The organism is Sphaerimonospora mesophila, from assembly GCF_001417795.1.
Taxonomy (GTDB): domain Bacteria; phylum Actinomycetota; class Actinomycetes; order Streptosporangiales; family Streptosporangiaceae; genus Sphaerimonospora; species Sphaerimonospora mesophila.
Genome location: NZ_BCBX01000033.1, coordinates 311,537 through 331,137, shown reverse-complemented (window position 1 = coordinate 331,137; position 19,601 = coordinate 311,537). Strand labels below are relative to the sequence as shown.

The following is a 19,601-nucleotide window of genomic DNA, read 5'->3' as shown; positions in this document are numbered from 1 at the left end:
CCGTACCATCCCCCCTGACGACACCGATACGGTCCCCGGCCAGCGCCAACTGCTTGACGTTGTCGTTCTCCAACACCCAGCTCGCCGACAGCCCACCCTCCTTCACCAGAGCCGTACCATCCCCCCTGACGACACCGATACGCTTCCCGGCCAGCGCCAACTGCTTGACGTTGTCGTTCTCCAACACCCAGTTCGTGGACAGCCCGCCATCCTTGACCCAGGCCTTGCCGTCGCCGGTGAGCACGCCGATGCGATCTCCCGCGAGAGCGATCTGGATGACGCCGTCGTGTTCGAGCACCCAGTTGGTGGACAGGCCTCCCTCCTTCACCAGGGCATCGCCGTCGGCCCTGAGCACCCCGATCCGGGGCGGGGCGATGGCGGCCCGCGCCTGGGTTTCGGCCTGGGCGGCGGGTGCGGTGGTGCCGAGGGCGGCCAGCAGCAGGCCCACCGCGCATGCGAACCCCGCCTTGAGGGAAGCCGGGCCTGGTCGTGTCGCCGAACGAGTCGTCATGGATGCCTCCGCGTCAGATCGGGCGGGACTCCTTCCCACCGAAATCGATCACGCAGAGAATAGACCCGGACACGATGAGTGATCGCGGTAGTCTTATGGCAGGCGAGTCACGACCTTTCGGGACACACGCAGAACAGATGCCCCTCGGGGTCCGCGAGGACGATCCAGCCATCGCCCGGCTGGAACTGCGGCTTGGTCGCCCCGAACTCCAGTCACTCCGCCACCGTCTTCTCCACGTCGGGCACCTCCGGCGTACTCGTCCTCCGCGTACCGCACCTCGAACCCGGTGATCATCCTGACCAGAGCTCGGCGAGCCTCTTCGGCTCGGCACGGTCGATGGACATGGCGAGGAACCTGGCGATCGTTGTCATGCTCGCCGTGCTGCCGGCCGTACCTTTCAGGAAGTGTCAGGTATGCGAAGGAGTGAAGGGATGCCTGATGGTGGCACCATGAACCGGGCAGACGGAACCAGTCCGGCGGCCCGGACGTTGAAGCGAGTGCCCTGCCCGGCGCAGCGAAGGTGTCGCCGTGGTGATATGACGGGGCGACGACTGGCGGGAGGGGCACGGGCATGGCGCGGGTGACCGGTTGGATCAAGCGCCTCCTCGATAAGCCGGGGAGCGTCGACCTGGCGCCGTTCCAGCGGATCGTCGCGGAGGCCGGAGGGCTCGAATCGGGGCTGCGCGACCGGACCGAACTCGTGCCGGCCGACACGGATCGGACCAGTGCGAATCGGAGCGGCGCGAATCGGACCGGCGCGGATTGGGTCGGCGGCGCCGAGTTCAGCGCCGTCGTGCGCGAGGCGGCCCGCCGCACGCTCGGCCAGCGCCCATTCGACGTGCAACTCGTCGGCATGCTCGCCATGCTGAACGGCCATGTCGTGCAGATGGCGACCGGCGAGGGCAAGACGCTGGTGGGGGCGCTGACCGCGGCCGGGTACGCGCTGCGCGGCAGGCGGGTGCACGTGGTCTCGGTCAACGACTACCTCGCCCGGCGGGACGCCGAGTGGATGACCCCGTTGTACGGAGCCCTGGGCCTGACCGTCGGCTGGATCGCCGAGAGCTCGGCTCCCGAGGAGCGCCGGGCCGCCTACGCCTGTGACGTCACCTATGCGGCGGTGAGCGAGCTCGGCTTCGACGTGCTGCGTGACCGGGTGCGCACCGACCCGGCCGACCTGGTCGTACCGGCCCCGCAGGTCGCGGTCGTCGACGAGGCCGACTCCGTACTGGTGGACGAGGCGCGGGTGCCGCTGGTGCTGGCGGGCGCCGCCGATCCGGGGGCGGCCCTGCCGGAGATGGCCGCGCTGGTCCGGCGGCTGTCGAAGGGGTATCACTACACGATCGACGAGGAGGGCCGCAACGTCTTCCTGACGCCCAAGGGCACCGACACCGTGGAGAAGGCGCTCGGCGTCGACCTCTACACCGACCCCGGCGTCGTCACCCAGGTCAACCTCGCCCTGCACGCCCACGCCCTGCTGACCCGGGACGTGGACTACATCGTCAGGGACGGGCGGGTGCAGCTCATCAACACCGCACGCGGCCGGGTCGCGATGCTGCAGCGGTGGCCGGACGGTCTCCAGGCAGCGGTGGAGGCCAAGGAGATGCTCGCCCCCTCCGAGACCGGGGAGATTCTCGACTCGCTCACGATCCAATCCCTGATGCGGCGTTACCCCGAAATATGTGGCATGACGGGTACGGCGCTCGCGGTCGCCGACCAGCTCCGCGAGTTCTACGACCTGCGGGTCGCCGTCATCCCGCCGAACAAGCCGTGCATCCGGGTCGACGAACCCGACCGGATCTTCGCCACGGCGGAGGACAAGGAGCGGGCGCTGCTGGAGGAGATAGCGGATCAGCACGCCACCGGCAGGCCCGTCCTGGTCGGCACGCTCGACATCGCCGAGTCCGAGCGCCTCGCCGAGGCCCTGCGCGCCAAGGGGCTCGACCCCGTGGTGCTCAATGCCAAGAACGACGCGGAGGAGGCCGAGGTGATCTCCCGCGCCGGAGCCCGGGGGGCGATCACCGTCTCGACCCAGATGGCCGGGCGTGGTACGGACATCCGCCTCGGCGGCGACGAGGCGGCCGAGCACGAGCGGGAGGTGGCCGAGCTCGGCGGTCTCTACGTCATCGGCACCGGCCGCCACGAGAGCAGCAGGCTCGACGACCAGCTCCGCGGCCGCGCCGGACGGCAGGGCGACCCCGGGGGTTCGGTGTTCTTCGTGAGCGGGCAGGACGCCCTGCTCACCGCCTATGCACCGGAGGAGCGGCTGCCCCCGGCGGAAGCGGACGGCGTGGTGCGCGACAGGTATGCGGCGCATCTCGTCGCGCACGCCCAGCGGGTGGCCGAGGGGGTCAACCTCGAGATCCACCGCAACACCTGGCGCTACACCCGGCTGCTGGAGCAGCAGCGCGCGCAGCTCATGGAGCGCCGGGACGAGATCCTGCACGGCGACATGGCGTCCCGGGCGTTGCTGACCGCCTGCCCGGAGCGTTATCGGGAGCTCACCGAGGTCGTGGGAGAAGACCGGGTGCGGCGGGCCGCCCGGCAGATCGTGCTGTTCCATCTCGATCGCTGCTGGACCGAGCACCTCAGCTTCCTGTCGGACCTCCGTGAAGGCATTCATCTGCGGGCGCTCGGCCGGTTGAACCCGCTCGACGAGTTCAACCGGGAGTCCGTCCCCGCCTACCGCACCATGCTCGACGAGATCGAACGTCGCTCGATCGAGACCTTCGAGAAGGCCGACCTCACCCGAGACCTCGACGATCAGGGCCTGCGACGGCCCAGCGCCACCTGGACCTATCTCGTCCAGGACAACCCGTTCGGCTCTGAGTGGGACCGCGTCCTCAGCCGGGTCGCCGGCGCAATGAAGCGCCGCAAGCGCTGAGCCGCCGCCGGGCTTTCAGCCCCTGCCGCCCCGCAGGAGGCCGCTCACCATGACGAGCGTCCGGGGCCGCCGATGGAACAGCGTCTTCACTCCGATGGCGGCGAGCGCGCCCACGAACACCGCGGCGGAGATCTCCGGCGTGGCCGCGGGGGTGGGACACGGCGGCGGCGAGTCGTCCACGACCCGGTAGGCACCGGTCGAGAACGGCTTCGGGGCGCCCTTCTTGCCGGGGCCCGGCCCCCACTCGGTGATGACGTACTCGATGGGGATGTGCCCCATGCCGCCGACGCCGTCGACGGTGTACGACCCGGTGTTCCACGTGCCGCCCGTCAACTCGGCGAACGTCTTGCCGTCGAGGTCGAGCATGATGCCCTTGCCCGACGGCACTCCGGGCCCGCGGTCTCCGATGAAGAACTCGGCCTTCTTCCCCTGGTAGACGACGTAGCCCTTGGTGCCCATCGGCCAACTCGGACTGGCCGCGAGACCTTTCTGCATCGGCAGGCCGGACGCGGGGGCGCCCGTGTCACCGTTGATGCCGGAGCCGTCGTCCCAGAAGTACGAGGCCGTCGTGCTGCCCTTGTACAGCACCTGCATGCCGTTCTCGACGGGGCAGGTGACGTCTTTGCTGGAAATGGGGGATCTCCTGACTGGTCACGGATGGGTAATCGGACACTAAGCCAGAATCACGACGTTTCACCACACTCTAGGACAAAATTTTACCTTGGTCGGAGATTGCCCGAATCTGGCATGAGCATGGACATCCAGCCGACCGGAGTCCCGACGCCGTCCCGCCGACGGAACCGGCAGATCTTGTCAAGATCCACGTGCTTGCCGGCATCGAGACGAGTGGCTGGGCGAAGTGTGAATGACCTGCACGGGTCGGGTCATAGGTACCCAGAAGAACCGCAGACAGGTGCCGCCGGAGACCACGACCGGCCCGGCGAGAACCGGCACGGAACGGACAGAACGATCAGAACGATCAGAGGAAAGCGATGGGAGTCGAGACCATGGTCGCGGCAGACGTGATGAGCCGCACTCTCGTCACCGTCGAGCCGGACGAATCACCGCTGTTGGCGTGGGAGCTCATGCGGCGGGCGGGCGTGCACCACCTGCCGGTCGTGGACGACGAATCCCGGATCGTCGGCGTGCTCGGACGGGAGGACCTGTCCTCCCATTGGTCGGGCGGACCGGCGGAGCAGTGCCGGGTGCGGGTCAGGGAGCTCCTCCCCGACCAGCCGGGGCCGCAGGCGGCGCCGGACTCGCCGCTCGGCGAGATCGTCGCTCAGATGATCGACACGGAGGCCGGCGCCGTTCCGGTGATCGGCCCCGAGGGCGTACTGGAGGGACTGATCACCGCGCGGGACGTCCTGATGGCGGTCGCCGGGCGTGTCCCGCACCGTGAGGACGCCGACGTCAAGGGCGGACTGTTCCGCCTTGAGCCGGTGCTGCCGCCCCACCCGTGATCGAAGCCCCGGCAGGTCAGAGGGTCGGGCAAGTGATCGTCAGCCGGGGTGGCAGGAAGCGCGGGGCGCGGGACAGCACGGAGCGGAGTGCAGAACAGCACGGAGCGAAGCGAAGAACAGCACAGAGCGAAGCGCGGGACAGCACGGAGCGAAGCGAAGAACAGCACAGAGCGAAGCGCGGGACAGCACGGAGCGAAGCGAAGAACAGCACAGAGCGAAGCGAAGAACAGCCACGGAGCTGAGCGGGAGGGAGCGAGCGAGGACCGCATGCCGGGCCCTGCCGTCGGGGTCCGGCAGCGGACCGGAGCCTCCTCCCTGCGGGTCCTCGGGGCCCGCGTGAATTGCGGGCCTGCGAGGAATTTTCGGGGGTGGAGGAACCGGAGCCGCATCGAGACTTCCGCACGCGGTGTCGTTAATCGACCGATGCCCCAAGGGGCCCTAGCCGCGGCTGATCCGGCGTCCGGTGACCTCGACGGGCGCGATCCTGATGTACAGGTCCCGATCGCCGCCCGCCCACGTCTCCAGGCCGGCGGCGGCCGCCGCCGCGCGTTCCTCCTCGTCGGTGACGTGGTGCGCGCCGCCGCGTACGAGCACGCTCCACCCCTCCCGGTTCGCCTCGTCTATCCGGTCGACCTCGAAGGCGACCTTGAACTCGGCGCCCTCGACCCCGGTGCGCAGATCGGTGTCGATGGACCCGCCGAGGGCCGTACGGAACAGGATCGTGCCCGCGTCCAGCGTGTAGTTGACCGGCAGGATCACCGGCCCGGTCGGGCTGTTGAACGCCACCCGGCCCACGCCTCCCGGCGCGACGAGCTCCAGGCATTCGTCCTTGTCCAGCCATTCCAGCCGGGGCCGGCCGGAGTCGGCGTCCCTTGACATGGGTACCTCCCGATGATCGCCGCCGATTCGGGCTGTCTTCGTCTTCCCTGCGCATGCCCGATCCAGGCACGATCATCACACATCGTTCAGAGGGGGCCGAATGGAAGTGCTCAGCAGCCGGATGCTCCTGCGCCCGGCCGATCCGGACGCCAGCCGCTCGTTCTACCGCGACGTGCTCGGGCTGGCCGTGTATCGCGAGTTCGGCCCGGCCGACGACCCCGGTGTGGTGTTCTTCCTCGGACAGGGGTTCCTCGAGGTCTCCGGGCGCTCGGACGGCTCACGCGGGGCCCATCTCCAGATCTGGCTCCAGGTCAGGGACGTCGAGGCCGAACATCGCCGGCTGGTCGCCGCCGGGGTTCCCGTACGGCGCCCGCCCAGGACGGAGCCCTGGGGGCTGATCGAGATGTGGATCGAGGACCCGGACGGCACGCCGATCGTGCTCGTCCAGATCCCCGAAGATCATCCGCTCCGGCGGGACCACCGCACCATCGACATCTGAGCGCGCGGCATCTGAGCGATATCCGAGCGCGGCGGAGTCTGATCACCGGCGCTCGGCACCGGCGGTGGCGTTCTGCGCATAGGGTCATAATCCTCTGGTGACCCTAAACCCGAGGGAGTCGCCGCGATGAGGCGGACCAGACGGGCGTCGGCCGTCCTGGGCGGGTTCCAGCATCCGGCTCAGATGATCGTGACGGCCTTCGGCGTCGCCGTACTGCTCGGTACCGCGGCCCTGGCCCTGCCGTTCGCGACCGAGTCGGGTGAGTCGGCGGGCTGGCTCACCGCCCTGTTCACCGCCACCTCGTCGGTGTGCGTGACCGGTCTGGCCGTCGTCGACCTGTCGGCGCACTGGTCGGTGTTCGGCAAGGTCGTGATCGGCCTGCTGATCCAGATCGGGGGGCTCGGCATCATGACCCTGGCCTCCCTGTTCACCGTGCTCGTCTCCGGCCGGCTGGGCCTGCGCGCCCGGTTGTTCGCCCAGGAGGAGCGGAAGGCCTTCGGCATGTCGGACGTCCGGCGCCTGCTGCGCCGGGTCGTGCTGTTCAGCCTCGCCTCCGAGGCGATCGTGGCGACCATCCTCACGCTGCGGTTCGCCACAGGGTACGGCGAGCCGCTCGGCCGGGCGGCCTACCTCGGGGTCTTCCACGCCGTCTCCGCGTTCAACAACGCCGGGGTGACCCTGTGGCCGGACAGCCTGATGCGGTTCGTGACCGATCCGTGGATCTGCCTGACGATCGCCGCCGCGGTGATCGTGGGCGGGCTCGGCTACCCGGTGGTGTTCGAACTGCTCCGCTGCTGGCGCCGTCCGAGCAGATGGACGGTGCTGACCAGGATCACGCTGGCGGTCACCGCGGCGCTGCTGCCGCTGGGCACCCTGATCTTGCTCGGCACCGAGTGGAGCAACCCCCACACGTTGGGAGCGCTGGACGAGTCCGACCGGATGCTGGCCGGATTCTTCGCCGCCGTGATGCCCCGTTCCGCGGGGTTCAACAGCCTGGACGTCTCACAGATGTACCCGTCGAGCTGGCTGACCATGGACCTGCTGATGTTCATCGGCGGCGGCAGCGCCGGCACGGCGGGCGGGATCAAGGTCACCACGTTCGGTCTGCTGGCCTTCACCATCTGGTCCGAGCTGCGCGGGGAGACCCACGTCAACATCGGTCACCGGCGGCTGCCCGAGTCGGCGCAGCGCCAGGCCGTCACGATCGCCGTGATCAGCGTGACCGTGATCGTGATCGCCACCTACATCCTGCTCGTGCTGACGCCGCACAATCTGGACCAGGTAATGTTCGAGGTCGTCTCGGCGTTCACCACGTGCGGCCTGTCCACCGGCATCACCTCCGACATCGCCCCGGCCGGGCACGCGCTGCTCGTCCTGCTCATGTTCGTGGGCAGGATCGGGCCGCTGACCTTCGGCTCCGCGCTCGCGTTGAAGGAGCGGACCAGGCGTTACGAACTACCCGAGGAGCGGATCATCGTTGGCTGACAGGACAAGCGAGCCGGTCGTCGTGGTCGGACTCGGCCGTTTCGGCACGTCACTCGCATTGGAGCTCACCCGGCGCGGCACCGAGGTGCTCGCCATCGACCGCAGGCCCAAGGTCGTGCAGAACCTGGCCGGGCACATCACCCACGTGGTCACGGCCGACTCCACCGACATCGAGGCGCTGCGCCAACTCGGCGTGCCCGACTTCTATCGGGCCGTGGTGGCCATCGGCGGCGACCTGGAGGCGAGCATTCTGACCGCCTCGCTGATGGTGGAGCTGGAGATCGACGACATCTGGGCGAAGGCGGTCAGCCGTCAGCACGGCCAGATCCTCAGCAGGATCGGCGTCCACCACGTGGTCTTCCCCGAGCACGACATGGGCGAGCGCGTCGCGCACATGGTCAGCGGCAGGATGCTCGACTACGTCGAGGTCGACGAGAACTTCGCCCTCGTCAAGACCCGCCCGCCGAAGGAGTACGTGGGCGTCCCGCTGGGCGAGTCGAACCTGCGCCGCAAGCACGGCGTGACGGTCGTCGCGGTCAAGAGCCCGGGTGAGGAGTTCACCTACGCCACCGCCGACACCGAGCTCGGCTACGGCGACGTCATCATCGTCTCCGGCCGGACGGAACAGGTGGAACGGTTCGCCGAACTGCCCTGAGTCTGATCCTCCCGGCCCCGGACGCGGCGGAGACCCTCATCGATAGATGGCGACGGCGGCCTCGCCGACGAGCGTGTCGACCGTCTGGACGATCTCCTGGACCGGCCGTGAATGCTCCCCCGCGATGGTGCGCAGGCGGCCGATGAGCTGGCTCGACGGCTGGTCGATGTAGAGCGCCGACTCCAGGTGCAGCACGCCGACCAGCCCGCACAGCGCGGCGCAGTGGCTGTCCGGCGTCTCCCGGCCGTCGGCGGCGGCCCGCACCCCGGCACGCGCGCGTACGGCCGGGGCGGTGTCGACGGGCTGGTAACGGGTCTGCGCGAGCATGCCCAGGCGGCGCCTGGTCACCTTGGTGAGAAGGCCGGCGGCGACCAGGCTTCCGCAGGTGCGGTCGTAGATGTCCTCGGCGATCTGCTTGATCCAGACCTTGAGGTCGCGGTTGGCCCGGTCGTTCAGGATCGCGGGGATGAGGGTGTCGGCGACGGTGTCGCCGATGGGGTTGCGATCGTAGACGGCGAGCTGACCCTGGGTGACGTTGAGCCGGCCGCTCAGCGTGAGATCGAGCAGCACCGCGCCGGCAAGTCCAAGGCGCAGGGACGGCCGTTGGATGAGCGGCTTGCCATCGTCGTCGTGGGCGATGAGGTACAGCTCCTGATGAAGCGGCGGCCGGTTCATGATGTGGGGGGCTCCCTTGCTCCGTTACTCCGTTAGGCCGGACAGGTTGGGGCGGCGGCCCAGAGCGTACAGAATGATCAAGATCAGCGCGCCGATGCCCAGCCAGATCAACCCCAGCCGCTGGGCCAGGATGCTGGCGTTGATCACTACGTAGATGAGGATCGTCACGCCGATCAAGGGCATGATCAGATGGGACCACAGGTCGGTCGATCGCCGTCGGACCACGTAATGGACGATAACGGCCACGTGCAGGACCACGAAGGCGATCAGCGCGCCCATGTTGATGAGGCTGACGAGCAGGTTCACGCCGTCATCGATGTTGGCCATCCACACCCCCAGCACCACCGACAGCGCGGCGACGAGCATGGTGGCGTTGGCCGGCACGGAGTGCTTGACCGACACCTTCGCCAGGAAGGCCGGCAGCTGCCGGTCGCGCGCCATCGCGTAGAGCAGACGGGACACGCCGACCTGCGCGACCATCGTGTTGGCCAGGCCCCAGGAGATCGCGGTCGCGATCGACGTGAGGTTCGCCAGCCAGCTGCCGCCCGCGACCGCGGCGACGTCGAAGAACGCCCTGCTGTGATCTCCATCGGCCAGCAGTGCCGCCGGGTCGGGCACCAGCAGCGCGGCGACCCACACCTGGGTGATGAACAGCACGCCGGCCAGGGCGAGCGCCAGCCGCATCGCCCTGGCGACCTGAGCCGAGCCGCCCTTGGACTCCTCGGCCAGCAGGCTGATGCCGTCGAAGCCGAGGAAGGACAGGACCGCGAAGGAGACCGCGCCGAACACCAGCGGCCAGGAGAAGGTCTCGGAGTTGAACAGCGGATCGAGGCTGAAGCCGTGGCCCTTCCCCTGCGTGATCGCCCACACGCCGACCAGGAGGAACAGGGCCAGGACGATCAGCTGTGCGACGATCATCGCCTTGGTGAGCGAGACCGTCATCCGGATGCCGCGCAGATTGATCACGGTGTTGACGACCACGAACATGATCAGCCACGCCCACACCGGCACCGCCGGGACGGTGGCGTTCATCGCGATCGACGCCATCAGGTAGAGCAGCGTGGGGGCGAGGATGTAGTCGAGCAGGATCGCCCAGCCGGTCATGAAACCGACCGGGGGCGCGATGCCGCGGCCCGCGTAGTTGTAGACGGAGCCGGACAGGGGGAAGGCCTTGACCATCTGCGCGTAGGACGCCGCGGTGAACAGCAACGCGACCATCCCGATCAGGTACGCCAGTGCGGGCATGCCCTTCGAGACATGGTAGACGTCACCGAAGATCGCAAATGGTGCGATCGGCACCATGAAGATCAGACCGTAGAACACCATATCGGCCAGGCCGATACCACGCCGTAATTCCTGGCGGTATCCGAACCGTTCGATAGTCTCCTGTGGCTGCACCGCAGCCTCCTGTATTCCTTGTTTGTCAAGCTGCGAAGTTTGTCCGGCCGACGACGGCACGCGAATGCGCTCCATCACTCGGGGTCGTAGGGGATGATCCTCCCCCAGGTAACGTCATTGCCGCAAGCCGTCTGATAGACCAACAGATGCCAGTAGATCACCGACGAGTCGGCCACCCGGATCGGCCATGGAGCGACACGTGAAGAGAGCAGAAATCCTCGTCAGGAGGCGGGTGTGATCGAAACCATTCTTCCCGGCTGTGTGGTGGCGGCCGATCTCTTCCATGATCCGCCGGATGCGACGCTCTTCCCGGAGGAGGAAAAAGCCATTGAGCGTGCGGTCGACAAGCGTCGCAGGGAGTTCACCACAGCACGGGTCTGCGTCCGTACGGCTCTGGGCGAACTCGGCCTGCCCCCCTCCCCCATCCTTCCCGGGCTTCGGGGCGCACCCCAGTGGCCGCAGGGCGTGGTGGGCAGCATCACGCACTGCGAGGGCTATCGAGGCGCGGCCCTCGGTCCCTCGGCCGAGGTGTCGACCATCGGCATCGACGCGGAACCGAACGGACCCATCCCCGACGGCACGCTGGAGGCGATCTCGCTCCCGGAGGAGCGGGCCGAGCTACGCCGCCTGAGCTCCCGGCATCCGCAGGTGCACTGGGACAGAATGCTCTTCAGCGCCAAGGAATCGGTGTACAAGGCGTGGTTCCCGCTGACCGGCCGGTGGCTCGACTTCCACGAGGCATCGATAGCTTTCGATCCGTTATCGAAAACTTTCTCGGCCCGGCTGCTGGTTCCCGGCCCACGCGTGAACGGCACGCGGCTCGACTCTTTTTCCGGCCGATGGCTGGTCGACCGCGACCTCATCCTCACCGCCATCGTCGTGTGCTCCGGAGATCACCACTCCTGAAAGGCGCCAGAGCCGTGTGGAAGCCGCCCCGATCAAGGTCGCGGGGATGAAGGACATGCCTCGGCTCGGGCCTCTCCGGCGTCACGGCCTCGGGGGGCGGGTGAACGGCCGGACGTCGATTACCGTCATCCCGGCGGCGCGGGCCGCGGTAATGCCCTCGTCGCTGTCCTCGTACACGGTGCAGCGGGAGGGAGCGACCCCCAGCGCTTCGGCCGCTCGGAGAAAGATATCGGGGGCGGGCTTGCCACGCTTCACGTCGTCCCGGGTGATGAGTGCGTCGAAGAAGTATCGGAACGGCTGGTGGCGTAGGGTCGCTTCGATGATGCGGCGGGATCCGCCGGAGGCCACGGCCATCGGCACGACATCGCGCATGGCGTTGACCACCTCCAGCACCTCCAGGTGCGGACGCACCATGTGGGCTTCCTTGAGGAACAAGGCGTCCCGATGAGCAACGATCCGGTCCAGGGGACGGGACAGGCGAAGATTTCGTTCCTCCGCCAGGACACCGATCATTTCCGCGGAGGAGAGCCCGGTGCGGGCATCGAACCATTCCTGCTCGAGTTCCACACCCTCCGCGGCCAACGCACCGGCCATCGCCAAGTAGTTGGCCTGCTGGCTGTCCACCAGCGTTCCGTCCCAGTCGAAGAGCAGGCATTGGGACTGGCGGGGGGTGAGTTCGGCACGCAAGAGAGGACTCCGCTTTCTGCTGGTCAAGGTCTGAGATCGGTGCAAGAGGGCTTGCTTCCCCCGGGTCGGAGCCAATCCGGTCCCGGGGCCTCATACAGGCGGTCCAGACACGCAAGAGAGATGGCGCATGCGCGAGTGACCGAGATGTGGCCGGCTCACTATCGCACAGCGGTCTCATCATCCAGGCTCACGCCGGCGCCGCCGGCCGCTGCGGACCTGACGAGCGCTGCTCCCACCCTGGCAGTACGCCGGGAGTCCGCAAGGGTCACGTGAGGTGGCCCGTCGCCGCGTACGGCCTGCGCGAAGGAGGCCACCTGAAGCCGATAGTGATTCGCCGCGGAGATGGTCTCTTCACGGACTCCGTCCGCGGTGAGAACAGTGATCTCGCCGTTCTCCTCAGCCATGGCCCACGCGTTGCGCACGGTTATGGTGCCCCGTGTGCCCTGGAGCTCATACCAAGCACGAGGTCCATAGTCGATGCTGTAGTCGAGCACCGCTCTGCGACCATCGCCGAAGTCCATCGTCGCAACCGCGCTGGTCTCCACTTCGGCTCCCGGGCGACAACTGAAGTGAGCGTTCACCTGTCTCGGCGCCCGCCCGAAGAAGAGCAGCGGAACGTCCACTGCGTAGCAACCGACATCCCAGGTGGCGCCACCGCCCAGTGACGGCTCCAACCGGATGTTTCCACTCCCTTCTTCGATGGCGAATGCGAAGCAGGCGCGGACGACCCGCAGTTCGCCGATTACGCCGGCGCGCAGAAGCTCGGCGGCACGGCGCTGTTGCGGGTGGAAACGGTACATGAAAGCTTCCATGACCGTTCGTGAGGATTTCCGGGCGGCCTCCTCGATGCGCACACAGCCCTCCTCGACCATGGCCATGGGCTTCTCCACGAGGACATGCTTGCCTTTCTCCAACGCACGAACAGTCCAATCAACGTGGTCGCTGTTGGGAAGCGCGATATAGACCACGTCGATCCGTGGGTCATCGATCAGCGACCCGTAGTCCGGGTGTGCTGTCGCACCATGTATCCGGCCGACCTCAGCCGCGCGGGAAAACCGCTCGGGGCGGCTGGCCACGGCGACCAGCTCGCAGCCGGCGGTCTGCGAGATGGCGGGCATCAGGTGAGTGCCGATGTAGGAGGTGGCGCCCAGCACGCCCCAACGCAGGGTCTTGCGTCCAGTTGACATCATTTCGTGTTGTCCTCTTGAATGAACTCGGCCGCGCGCTCGGCTATCGCTGCCACCGCGCAATGAATGTTTCCGGTGACCATGCTTGGAATGACTGACGCGTCGGCTACACGTAGGCCGGTCAGTCCTTTCACTCGCAGCCTCGGATCCACGACCGCTTCGGTCTCCTCCGCGCCGAACCCGATTCGGCACGTGCCGACCGGATGGAACTGCGTCTGTGCGTATGTCCGCACGAACTCCTCGACTTCATCGCGGCTGAGGGTGCCGCCCCATGGCTTTCCCCGGACAAGCCGCGCCAGCGGGTCGGTGCCGGCTATGTCGCAAGCCATCCGCACGCCATCCACCAGAACATCGAGATCCGCTGGGTCGGTCAGATAGGCGGGGTCTATCAATGGGTGCTCGTCTGGATCGGCGGAGGCAAGGGACAACCTCCCGCGACTGCGCGGGCGGGTGACGGCCGGACCGATCGTGAAGCCGTGACCGAGCCGGGAAGCGTTGTTCAGATCCTTCATCGGAGCAAATGAAAGCTGCAGATCAGGCGCCGGCGAGTCCGGATAAAGGGTAATGAAACCACCGGCTTCGCCGAGATTGGAAGAGTCCGCGACAGGATGTCCCTCCACGGTGTCGTACGCAAGAGACACCTGAATGTGATCGTGCAGGTTGCCCCCGACGCCAGGCAGGTCGACCGCGACCGGAATGTTCACGGCCCTGAGGTGGGCCGCCGGTCCGATGCCGCTGAGCATGAGGATTTGCGGGCTGGCCACCGTGCCGGCACACAGAACCACCTCGTCCGCGCACCGGACGGACATCACTTTGCCACCGGTCCGGAATCGCACGCCGACGGCACGGCCGTGCTCGACGGTAACGCAAAGAACGGTGGCATCGGTCACCAAGGTGAGATTCGGTCGGTCAAGTGCCGAGTGCAGATGGGTGTAGGCGGTATTGCCTCGGCGGGCCGGAACGTCGGGCCCGCCGGCGGTACGGGTGATGCGATAGAGGCCAACGCCTTCTTGCCGACCCGAGTTGAAGTCCGGGTTATCCGGCAGGCCGTGTTTCTGAGCGGCCGTTACGAAAGCCGCGGCGAAAGGGTGTGGGCTGGTGTTCTCAGCGATGGGCAGGCGGCCGTACTCCGGTGTATCGGCCGATCCTTCCAGACGCTCGAGGTACGGAAACATGTGCCTCGCGTTCCAGGTCTCACCTCCCCAACGCTCCCAGGCGTCGAAGTCCGAGATCGCGCCGCGGATGTGCACCATCGCATTGATCGAACCAGAGCCGCCCACCACGCGGCCCCGCGGCCACGCCAGGCGTCTGCCTTTCAATGCGACCTGCGGAACGGTTTGGTACCTCCAATCCAACTCACTGCCGAGCAACAACGGCCAAGAGGCCGGACGGGAGATGAGGGGGTTGAGGTCGGAGGGACCGGCCTCCAGCAAAAGGATCTTTCGATCCCGATCCTGACTCAGGCGGGCCGCGATGACGCTGCCGGCAGCGCCGGCACCGACCACAATGAAGTCGTAGGCCCCGTCGAAATCCATATGAGTTGCCTTAGTTCTAAGGGAGAGGGAGACGATCAGGTCGCGAGGAAACCGCCATCGACGCCGATGACTTGGCCGTTGACATAGGACGAGGCCGACGAGAAAAGCCAGAGCACTACGTCGGCCACCTGACGCGGGGTACCGATCTCGCCGGTGGGGATCAGGCCACGCCATTTGGTGGCCCCGCCCATCGCCACTTCCGAGGCGGCCAGCATGTCGCTTTCGATAGGCCCCGGAGCTATCGCATTGACGCGTATTCCTTTACCCGCGTATTCCATGGCCGCGACCCGGGTAAGAGCGATGGCCGCATGCTTGGAGGCCACGTAGGCCCCGATTCCGGGAAAGACCACACGAATGCCGTGCACCGAGGTATTGTTGACGATGTTCCCGTATCCCTGAGCCGACATCAACCGAAGCTCCTCACGCAGGCACAGCCATAACCCGCGTGTATTGACCGCGAATGTCCGATCGAAATCATCGGGTGCCAGTTCGGCGAGGAGACCGTCACCCGGAACACCCGCATTATTGAACGCGAAGTCAATTCGACCGTAGCTGTCGAGAGCCCGGGAGAACAATGCGCTCACCTCGTCGGCGCTGGTGACATCGCACCTGATGAAGGAGGCCGTACCGCCCCGCTCCCGGATTTCCTGAGCGACCTCGCCGCCCCGTTCCCGATCACGGGCGGCGATCACCACCCGCATCCCGGCTTCCGCAAAGGCGACGGCCGACGCGCGTCCGATGCCGGCACTTCCACCCGTGACGAGAACTACCGAGCCGTCACGAAGGGGAGAACGATCGGTAGCAGGAGTCATCGTCCGTCCTCCGAGTACGGCGAGAGACGGCTGTCCCGGGAATTCAACAGGCTCGCCATGCCTTTGCACGCCTGCTCGATTTCCAGTTCGGTCACGTCGTTGAGGAAACACACCTCGCCGATCGCCGTCAGCATAGGCAGGTTCTGCCGACCGTCGCGGTGCCGTACCGTGTCCGTCAATCCTTCCATCACCAGATCGACATCGCAGAACAGGGGATGCGACGGCGCCAGTCCCATCTTCCGCGCAACGGTGATGATGCGATCGAGATCGGCGCCGCTGATCATGCCTCGGTTCGCCGCGATCAGGGCGGAGAACACGCAGTCCATGGTCACCGCCTCACCGTGCAGCAATTCCGGTAGGGCGCGCATCTCTATCAGGGGTGAAAAGGAATGGCCATAGTCGACGGGCCGCTGCAGCTTCTTCTCCCACAGGTTCGTCTCAAGTTCCTCAGCCATGCCGACGATCGCACGGGCGATGACCTCGTCGGCGACGGCCCCGCTCACGCCGCCCGCTCCCAAGGTCGAATCCTGGAAACGTGCCTCGATAAGCGCTTTACCATGTTCCTCAAGAAGTTCGAACAGGCGCAGGTCCTTGATAAGCGCCATCTTGAAGATCTCGCCCATCCCGTTACGTAGTTGCCTGGCGGAAACCGTGGCGAGGAAACTACGGTCGATCAACGTGCGCGGAGGGGGACTGTACGTGCCCAGCCGGTTACGGTAGCCGTCGTAGTTGACGCCGGTTTTGGCGGCCACGCTGACGTCCACCTGGGCAAGCAGGGTCGTGGGAACGCGAACGAACGGAATGCCACGCCTGTACAAACTGGCGGCCAATCCCACGACGTCGGCCACCACACCTCCTCCGATGACGATGGGGGGAGTACTCAGGCGGTTCGTCCCGATGTCGTTGAGTCTTCTGGCCACTTCCAGTACGCGCTCAATGGTCTTGTTCTCCTCAGAGCCGGGTAGCGTCAGGTAATCCACCTGAGCCGCATTCCGATCAAAATACGCACGGATCCGAGTCCCGTACAGATCATCCACGGAGTGATCCAAGATGACGAGTCGGGTGGCGGTGCTTCGGCCGCCCTCGGGGACGGCGAGCAATTCAGGATTGTCTGGATCGAGCAGTCCGTAGGTCTCGACTATCTCATATTCGACGGATAGTTGTGTTCGGACACTCCATCTCTGACTAAGAGGAGACAGATTCACCGTATTCCTTTCAGCACATACACCGGAGGGGCATGACATCGATCGACACAGCCACCTACCATTACGGCGGCCTTCGCGCGACCTGACCGGGAAGAACCATTGTGCTTCTTGATCCGAGGAGCCGACTGCCTTCGAACTCTGCGGGAGTAGGTATTCTTCTTCACAGGCCGCGGGCACGCCTATTCGCGGCTGTTTCCTGGGCGGTCGCGGAAACCTCGCCTCGGCAGAGCTCACGCAGCCCGTGCGGCCGGCGGACGGTCACTTGGCCCGCTTCTGGCACCGGCCTGTCATGTGATAGTTCGTTCCTCATCATCGGTGGGCCGATCGAACCGCGGGAGCCAGCGAGAAGACGACGCCGGTCAACACCACCACAAGGGCCAGGGCCGTGGTCAGGCTCAGGGCGCTGGCGACAATACCGATCAACGGGGGGCCGAGGACCACACCGAACCAGCCACTGGTGGATACCGCCGCCACGGCTGCCGGCGTGGAGACGTCTGAAAGGGCTCCGGCCGCCCTGATCACCAGAGGCATCACACAGGCCAACCCCAGTCCCAACAGGGCGAAGCCCAGAGTGGCGACCACAAGATCGCGAGAGAGCAGGGCCATGGTGAATCCGCCACAGGCGAGACCGGTGAGGGTCCTTATCGTGACGACCGGACCGAAGAAGCGCACGATCCGGTCGCCGACCACCCTTCCGATGAACATGCTGAGCGAGTACGCGCCATAGCCCAGACCGACCAGCCCTGGTCCGACTGCCAGTACATCCCGGAAATAGACCGAACTCCAGGCCACCGCGGCGCCCTCGCTGAACAACCCGCAGATGGCGATCAGGGAGAGCACCAGCAGCGGCCTCGTGGGCCGTGCGAAGCGCGGCGCGGTGGGTGCTTCCTCATCCGCTTGCGGCAGGAACCAGCGGTTGACGGACTCGATGACGGCGAGGGCCAGTATCGCCGTGATGGCGAGCTGGAGTACGAGCGGAAGAGAGGTGGAGTTCCCCAGCGATCCGAGTGCCGATCCCGCGAAGGCGCCCAGACTCCAAGCGGCATGGAAGCTCGACATGATCGGTTGCCTGTGCTTCTTCTCAACCGTCACCGCCTGAGTGTTCATGGCGATGTTCAGCGTTCCGAGGACCCCTCCCCAGAGGGCCAGAAGCAGGAAAAGACTGAGGAGCGAACCGCTCAGACCGATCATGACCGTGGTCACCGCGAACGCCCGGAGACTCCACCTCAGCACCCGCCCGCTGCCCAGCCGCACGATGATCGCTCCGGCGAGGAGCATAAGGGCGAACGAGCCAAGGGGCTCCCCCATTAGAGCAACGCCGAGTTCGGCCTCGCTGATGCCAAGCCGCCGTCTCAGATCACCGATATGGGGAGTCCAGGACGCGAATACGGTCGCGTGCAGGAAGAAAACGAGAGTGAGGCTGATCCTGGCCCTGGTCGTTGACCGGTCCACGGTTGTCACCCAGGTCATGCGTCAACTGCCATCAGGGAGTCGGCCAAGGCGATCTGCCCTTCTTTGCGCATGGAATCGGCCAGTCGCCGGTGAAATCGTTGGGAGATTTCCGGCACCATGTTCGGCGTGATTTTCCCGAGGGAGAGCGCGATGTCCACGGCGTCCTGGAATCCCCGTGCGTTCATGCGGACCATCTGCCGGTAGTAGCCGTCCTGACCCAGTCGGCGGCGGTCCGACGATCCCGACCCGTCCCGTGTCACCCGGTAGCGGGTCGGCGTAGAGGACACGAAACGGAAGCCCGTACCCGCTGCCGACATGCACAGCCAGGTGTAGGAGTCCTCGGAGCCGCGCTCGTCGGGGAACGGCTGAGCGGCCGCCAGCGACGAGCGCACGGCCACAGTCGAAGTCTGTGTCGCGTAACCCGTTTCGGTCGCGATCCGGATCCAGGCCATCGGTCCCTCTACAGGGGAGCTTCGATGGATATCCAGAATTTCCCGGATGGAGGGTGTCAACTCCTCCTCGGGCACCTCGTCACCGTTCTCATCAATGGGGATGAAAGTTGAGTAGACAAAATCCACCTCCGGAGAATCAGCGAAGATCGCACGTGCCTGTTCGAGCCGGCGCGGGTGTGACACATCGTCGGCGTCATGGAACAGCACAAAAGAAGCGCCCCGCTCTACAGCCCACCGGGTGCCGATGTTGCGGCCGTGCCCCTGACCGCGATTCACAGGCTGGAACAGTACGGTCACCCGGCGGTCACCTGACTGCTCCAGAGCACGCAGGTGGCGCAGACTCTCCTCATCCGGCGAGGCATCGTCGACGATCACGAGATGCCAATCGCCGTCCGTCTGCGCGCATAGGCCGGCGAGCGCGTGGTCGAGGAAGGCGATATCGCGCCGACTCGTGCCGTAGAAGGGCATGACAAAAGTCGGCGGATGATGGTCGAGCATCTTTCACTCCTAAAGGGACGGATTGTCCGCAGCGCCGACGCACGGTGAATTTTCGTCTGACGATGCATACTTCTGGGCGTTACCACACGGCTTCTGAGGGAGTCCTGACGGGATCTCCGCATCAGGCGGGAACGCCTATCGGCGCCCAGAATGCGATGATCTTATGGCGGCAGAACCGGGCTTCAGTCGATCTCAGCGAACTCGACCGTTCACCTGGGCCAGCGGCTTGCAGAGACCGAATTCAATCGGAATCTCGGGAAGCACTCCGGCGACAGCGCGATGTTCTACCTGAAGGATGCCCGGACAATACGTTATTCGAGCCGTACTCAGAGTTGAGCACGCACCAGCAGCGAACGCGGCGCCAGCCGAAACTTCTATCCTACGCTGCAGGGTTGTTTCGATGACCGGGCAGCGTGAGACG

Annotated in this window: 18 protein-coding genes and 1 pseudogene; 6 read left to right on the top strand and 13 right to left on the bottom strand. The window is 66.3% G+C overall.

Annotated elements, in window-relative coordinates:
* Both AP234_RS11475 and AP234_RS38550 read right to left on the bottom strand, forming a co-directional pair.
* A partial coding sequence (locus AP234_RS11475; protein ID WP_200926429.1) for a hypothetical protein occupies window positions 1-511 on the bottom strand: 511 nt, incomplete at its 3' end.
* 107 nt (window positions 512-618) lie between these two features.
* A complete protein-coding gene (locus AP234_RS38550) occupies window positions 619-723 on the bottom strand; it encodes a VOC family protein (RefSeq protein WP_160330419.1) in 105 nt (34 codons plus the stop codon).
* Between the two features lie 359 nt (window positions 724-1,082).
* On the opposite strand from AP234_RS38550, the gene secA2 reads away from it, so the two are divergent.
* Window positions 1,083-3,392, top strand: coding sequence for an accessory Sec system translocase SecA2 (gene secA2 / locus AP234_RS11465; protein ID WP_055479563.1), 2,310 nt, complete (start codon window positions 1,083-1,085; stop codon window positions 3,390-3,392).
* Between the two features lie 198 nt (window positions 3,393-3,590).
* On the opposite strand, the pseudogene AP234_RS11460 reads toward secA2, so the two are convergent.
* Window positions 3,591-3,986 (bottom strand): annotated as a pseudogene (locus AP234_RS11460) (hypothetical protein); the annotation flags it as partial.
* A gap of 398 nt (window positions 3,987-4,384) precedes the next feature.
* On the opposite strand from AP234_RS11460, the gene AP234_RS11455 reads away from it, so the two are divergent.
* Window positions 4,385-4,855 carry a CBS domain-containing protein gene (locus AP234_RS11455; RefSeq protein ID WP_055479562.1) on the top strand — a complete coding sequence of 157 codons (471 nt, stop codon included), beginning with the start codon at window positions 4,385-4,387 and terminating at the stop codon, window positions 4,853-4,855.
* Between the two features lie 438 nt (window positions 4,856-5,293).
* On the opposite strand, the gene AP234_RS11450 is transcribed toward AP234_RS11455, so the two are convergent.
* Entirely contained in the window at window positions 5,294-5,734 is a 441-nt protein-coding gene (locus AP234_RS11450; RefSeq protein WP_055479561.1) for a pyridoxamine 5'-phosphate oxidase family protein, read from the bottom strand.
* A gap of 100 nt (window positions 5,735-5,834) precedes the next feature.
* Between AP234_RS11450 and AP234_RS11445 the strand changes: the two genes are divergently transcribed.
* From AP234_RS11445 to AP234_RS11435, 3 genes are all read left to right on the top strand, one after another.
* On the top strand, window positions 5,835-6,233 hold the full coding sequence (locus tag AP234_RS11445; protein ID WP_055479560.1) for a VOC family protein: 399 nt from the start codon (window positions 5,835-5,837) through the stop codon (window positions 6,231-6,233).
* A gap of 126 nt (window positions 6,234-6,359) precedes the next feature.
* Window positions 6,360-7,718, top strand: a complete 1,359-nt coding sequence (locus AP234_RS11440) for a potassium transporter TrkG (RefSeq protein WP_055479559.1) — start codon at window positions 6,360-6,362, stop codon at window positions 7,716-7,718.
* A complete protein-coding gene (locus tag AP234_RS11435; RefSeq protein WP_055479558.1) occupies window positions 7,711-8,373 on the top strand; it encodes a potassium channel family protein in 663 nt (220 codons plus the stop codon). The genes AP234_RS11440 and AP234_RS11435 overlap by 8 nt, the downstream gene beginning before the upstream one ends.
* Before the next feature lie 36 nt (window positions 8,374-8,409).
* Here the strand turns inward: AP234_RS11435 and AP234_RS11430 are convergent, their stop codons facing one another.
* Both AP234_RS11430 and AP234_RS11425 read right to left on the bottom strand, forming a co-directional pair.
* A complete protein-coding gene (locus AP234_RS11430; protein ID WP_055479557.1) occupies window positions 8,410-9,048 on the bottom strand; it encodes a GOLPH3/VPS74 family protein in 639 nt (212 codons plus the stop codon).
* Between the two features lie 24 nt (window positions 9,049-9,072).
* Window positions 9,073-10,446 (bottom strand): APC family permease, encoded by a 1,374-nt coding sequence (locus AP234_RS11425; RefSeq protein ID WP_055479556.1) that lies wholly within the window; start codon window positions 10,444-10,446, stop codon window positions 9,073-9,075.
* Between the two features lie 234 nt (window positions 10,447-10,680).
* Here AP234_RS11425 and AP234_RS11420 point away from each other — a divergent pair, with 234 nt between their 5' ends.
* Window positions 10,681-11,352, top strand: coding sequence for a 4'-phosphopantetheinyl transferase superfamily protein (locus AP234_RS11420; protein WP_055479555.1), 672 nt, complete (start codon window positions 10,681-10,683; stop codon window positions 11,350-11,352).
* An 81-nt stretch (window positions 11,353-11,433) separates the two neighbouring features.
* Here AP234_RS11420 and AP234_RS11415 read toward each other — a convergent pair whose 3' ends face one another.
* From AP234_RS11415 to AP234_RS11385, 7 genes are all read right to left on the bottom strand, one after another.
* Window positions 11,434-12,039, bottom strand: a complete 606-nt coding sequence (locus AP234_RS11415) for an HAD family hydrolase (protein WP_055479554.1) — start codon at window positions 12,037-12,039, stop codon at window positions 11,434-11,436.
* Between the two features lie 158 nt (window positions 12,040-12,197).
* Window positions 12,198-13,229 (bottom strand): Gfo/Idh/MocA family protein, encoded by a 1,032-nt coding sequence (locus tag AP234_RS11410; RefSeq protein WP_083502003.1) that lies wholly within the window; start codon window positions 13,227-13,229, stop codon window positions 12,198-12,200.
* Complete coding sequence (locus AP234_RS11405; RefSeq protein ID WP_055479553.1) at window positions 13,226-14,761, bottom strand: GMC family oxidoreductase N-terminal domain-containing protein; 1,536 nt, start codon at window positions 14,759-14,761, stop codon at window positions 13,226-13,228. The genes AP234_RS11410 and AP234_RS11405 overlap by 4 nt, the downstream gene beginning before the upstream one ends.
* Before the next feature lie 35 nt (window positions 14,762-14,796).
* Window positions 14,797-15,573: an SDR family oxidoreductase gene (locus AP234_RS11400; protein ID WP_063842860.1), complete on the bottom strand. Its 777-nt coding sequence runs from the start codon at window positions 15,571-15,573 to the stop codon at window positions 14,797-14,799.
* Window positions 15,570-16,610 carry a sedoheptulose 7-phosphate cyclase gene (locus AP234_RS11395; RefSeq protein WP_235558113.1) on the bottom strand — a complete coding sequence of 347 codons (1,041 nt, stop codon included), beginning with the start codon at window positions 16,608-16,610 and terminating at the stop codon, window positions 15,570-15,572. Before AP234_RS11395 ends, AP234_RS11400 begins: the two co-directional genes overlap by 4 nt.
* Before the next feature lie 477 nt (window positions 16,611-17,087).
* Window positions 17,088-18,248, bottom strand: coding sequence for an MFS transporter (locus AP234_RS11390; protein ID WP_055479551.1), 1,161 nt, complete (start codon window positions 18,246-18,248; stop codon window positions 17,088-17,090).
* Window positions 18,245-19,180, bottom strand: coding sequence for a glycosyltransferase family A protein (locus AP234_RS11385; RefSeq protein WP_055479550.1), 936 nt, complete (start codon window positions 19,178-19,180; stop codon window positions 18,245-18,247). Before AP234_RS11385 ends, AP234_RS11390 begins: the two co-directional genes overlap by 4 nt.
* Between the last annotated feature and the right edge of the window lie 421 nt (window positions 19,181-19,601).

Excerpts from the sequence above, each read along its gene's own strand:
- AP234_RS11385 (WP_055479550.1), bottom strand. The coding sequence starts at position 19,180 with ATGCTCGACCATCATCCGCCGACTTTTGTCATGCCCTTCTACGGCACG.
- AP234_RS11430 (WP_055479557.1), bottom strand. The coding sequence starts at position 9,048 with ATGAACCGGCCGCCGCTTCATCAGGAGCTGTACCTCATCGCCCACGAC.
- AP234_RS11450 (WP_055479561.1), bottom strand. The coding sequence starts at position 5,734 with ATGTCAAGGGACGCCGACTCCGGCCGGCCCCGGCTGGAATGGCTGGAC.
- AP234_RS11390 (WP_055479551.1), bottom strand. The coding sequence starts at position 18,248 with ATGACCTGGGTGACAACCGTGGACCGGTCAACGACCAGGGCCAGGATC.
- AP234_RS11455 (WP_055479562.1), top strand. The coding sequence starts at position 4,385 with ATGGGAGTCGAGACCATGGTCGCGGCAGACGTGATGAGCCGCACTCTC.
- AP234_RS11400 (WP_063842860.1), bottom strand. The coding sequence starts at position 15,573 with ATGACTCCTGCTACCGATCGTTCTCCCCTTCGTGACGGCTCGGTAGTT.
- AP234_RS11440 (WP_055479559.1), top strand. The coding sequence starts at position 6,360 with ATGAGGCGGACCAGACGGGCGTCGGCCGTCCTGGGCGGGTTCCAGCAT.
- secA2 (WP_055479563.1), top strand. The coding sequence starts at position 1,083 with ATGGCGCGGGTGACCGGTTGGATCAAGCGCCTCCTCGATAAGCCGGGG.
- AP234_RS11445 (WP_055479560.1), top strand. The coding sequence starts at position 5,835 with ATGGAAGTGCTCAGCAGCCGGATGCTCCTGCGCCCGGCCGATCCGGAC.
- AP234_RS11410 (WP_083502003.1), bottom strand. The coding sequence starts at position 13,229 with ATGATGTCAACTGGACGCAAGACCCTGCGTTGGGGCGTGCTGGGCGCC.
- AP234_RS11405 (WP_055479553.1), bottom strand. The coding sequence starts at position 14,761 with ATGGATTTCGACGGGGCCTACGACTTCATTGTGGTCGGTGCCGGCGCT.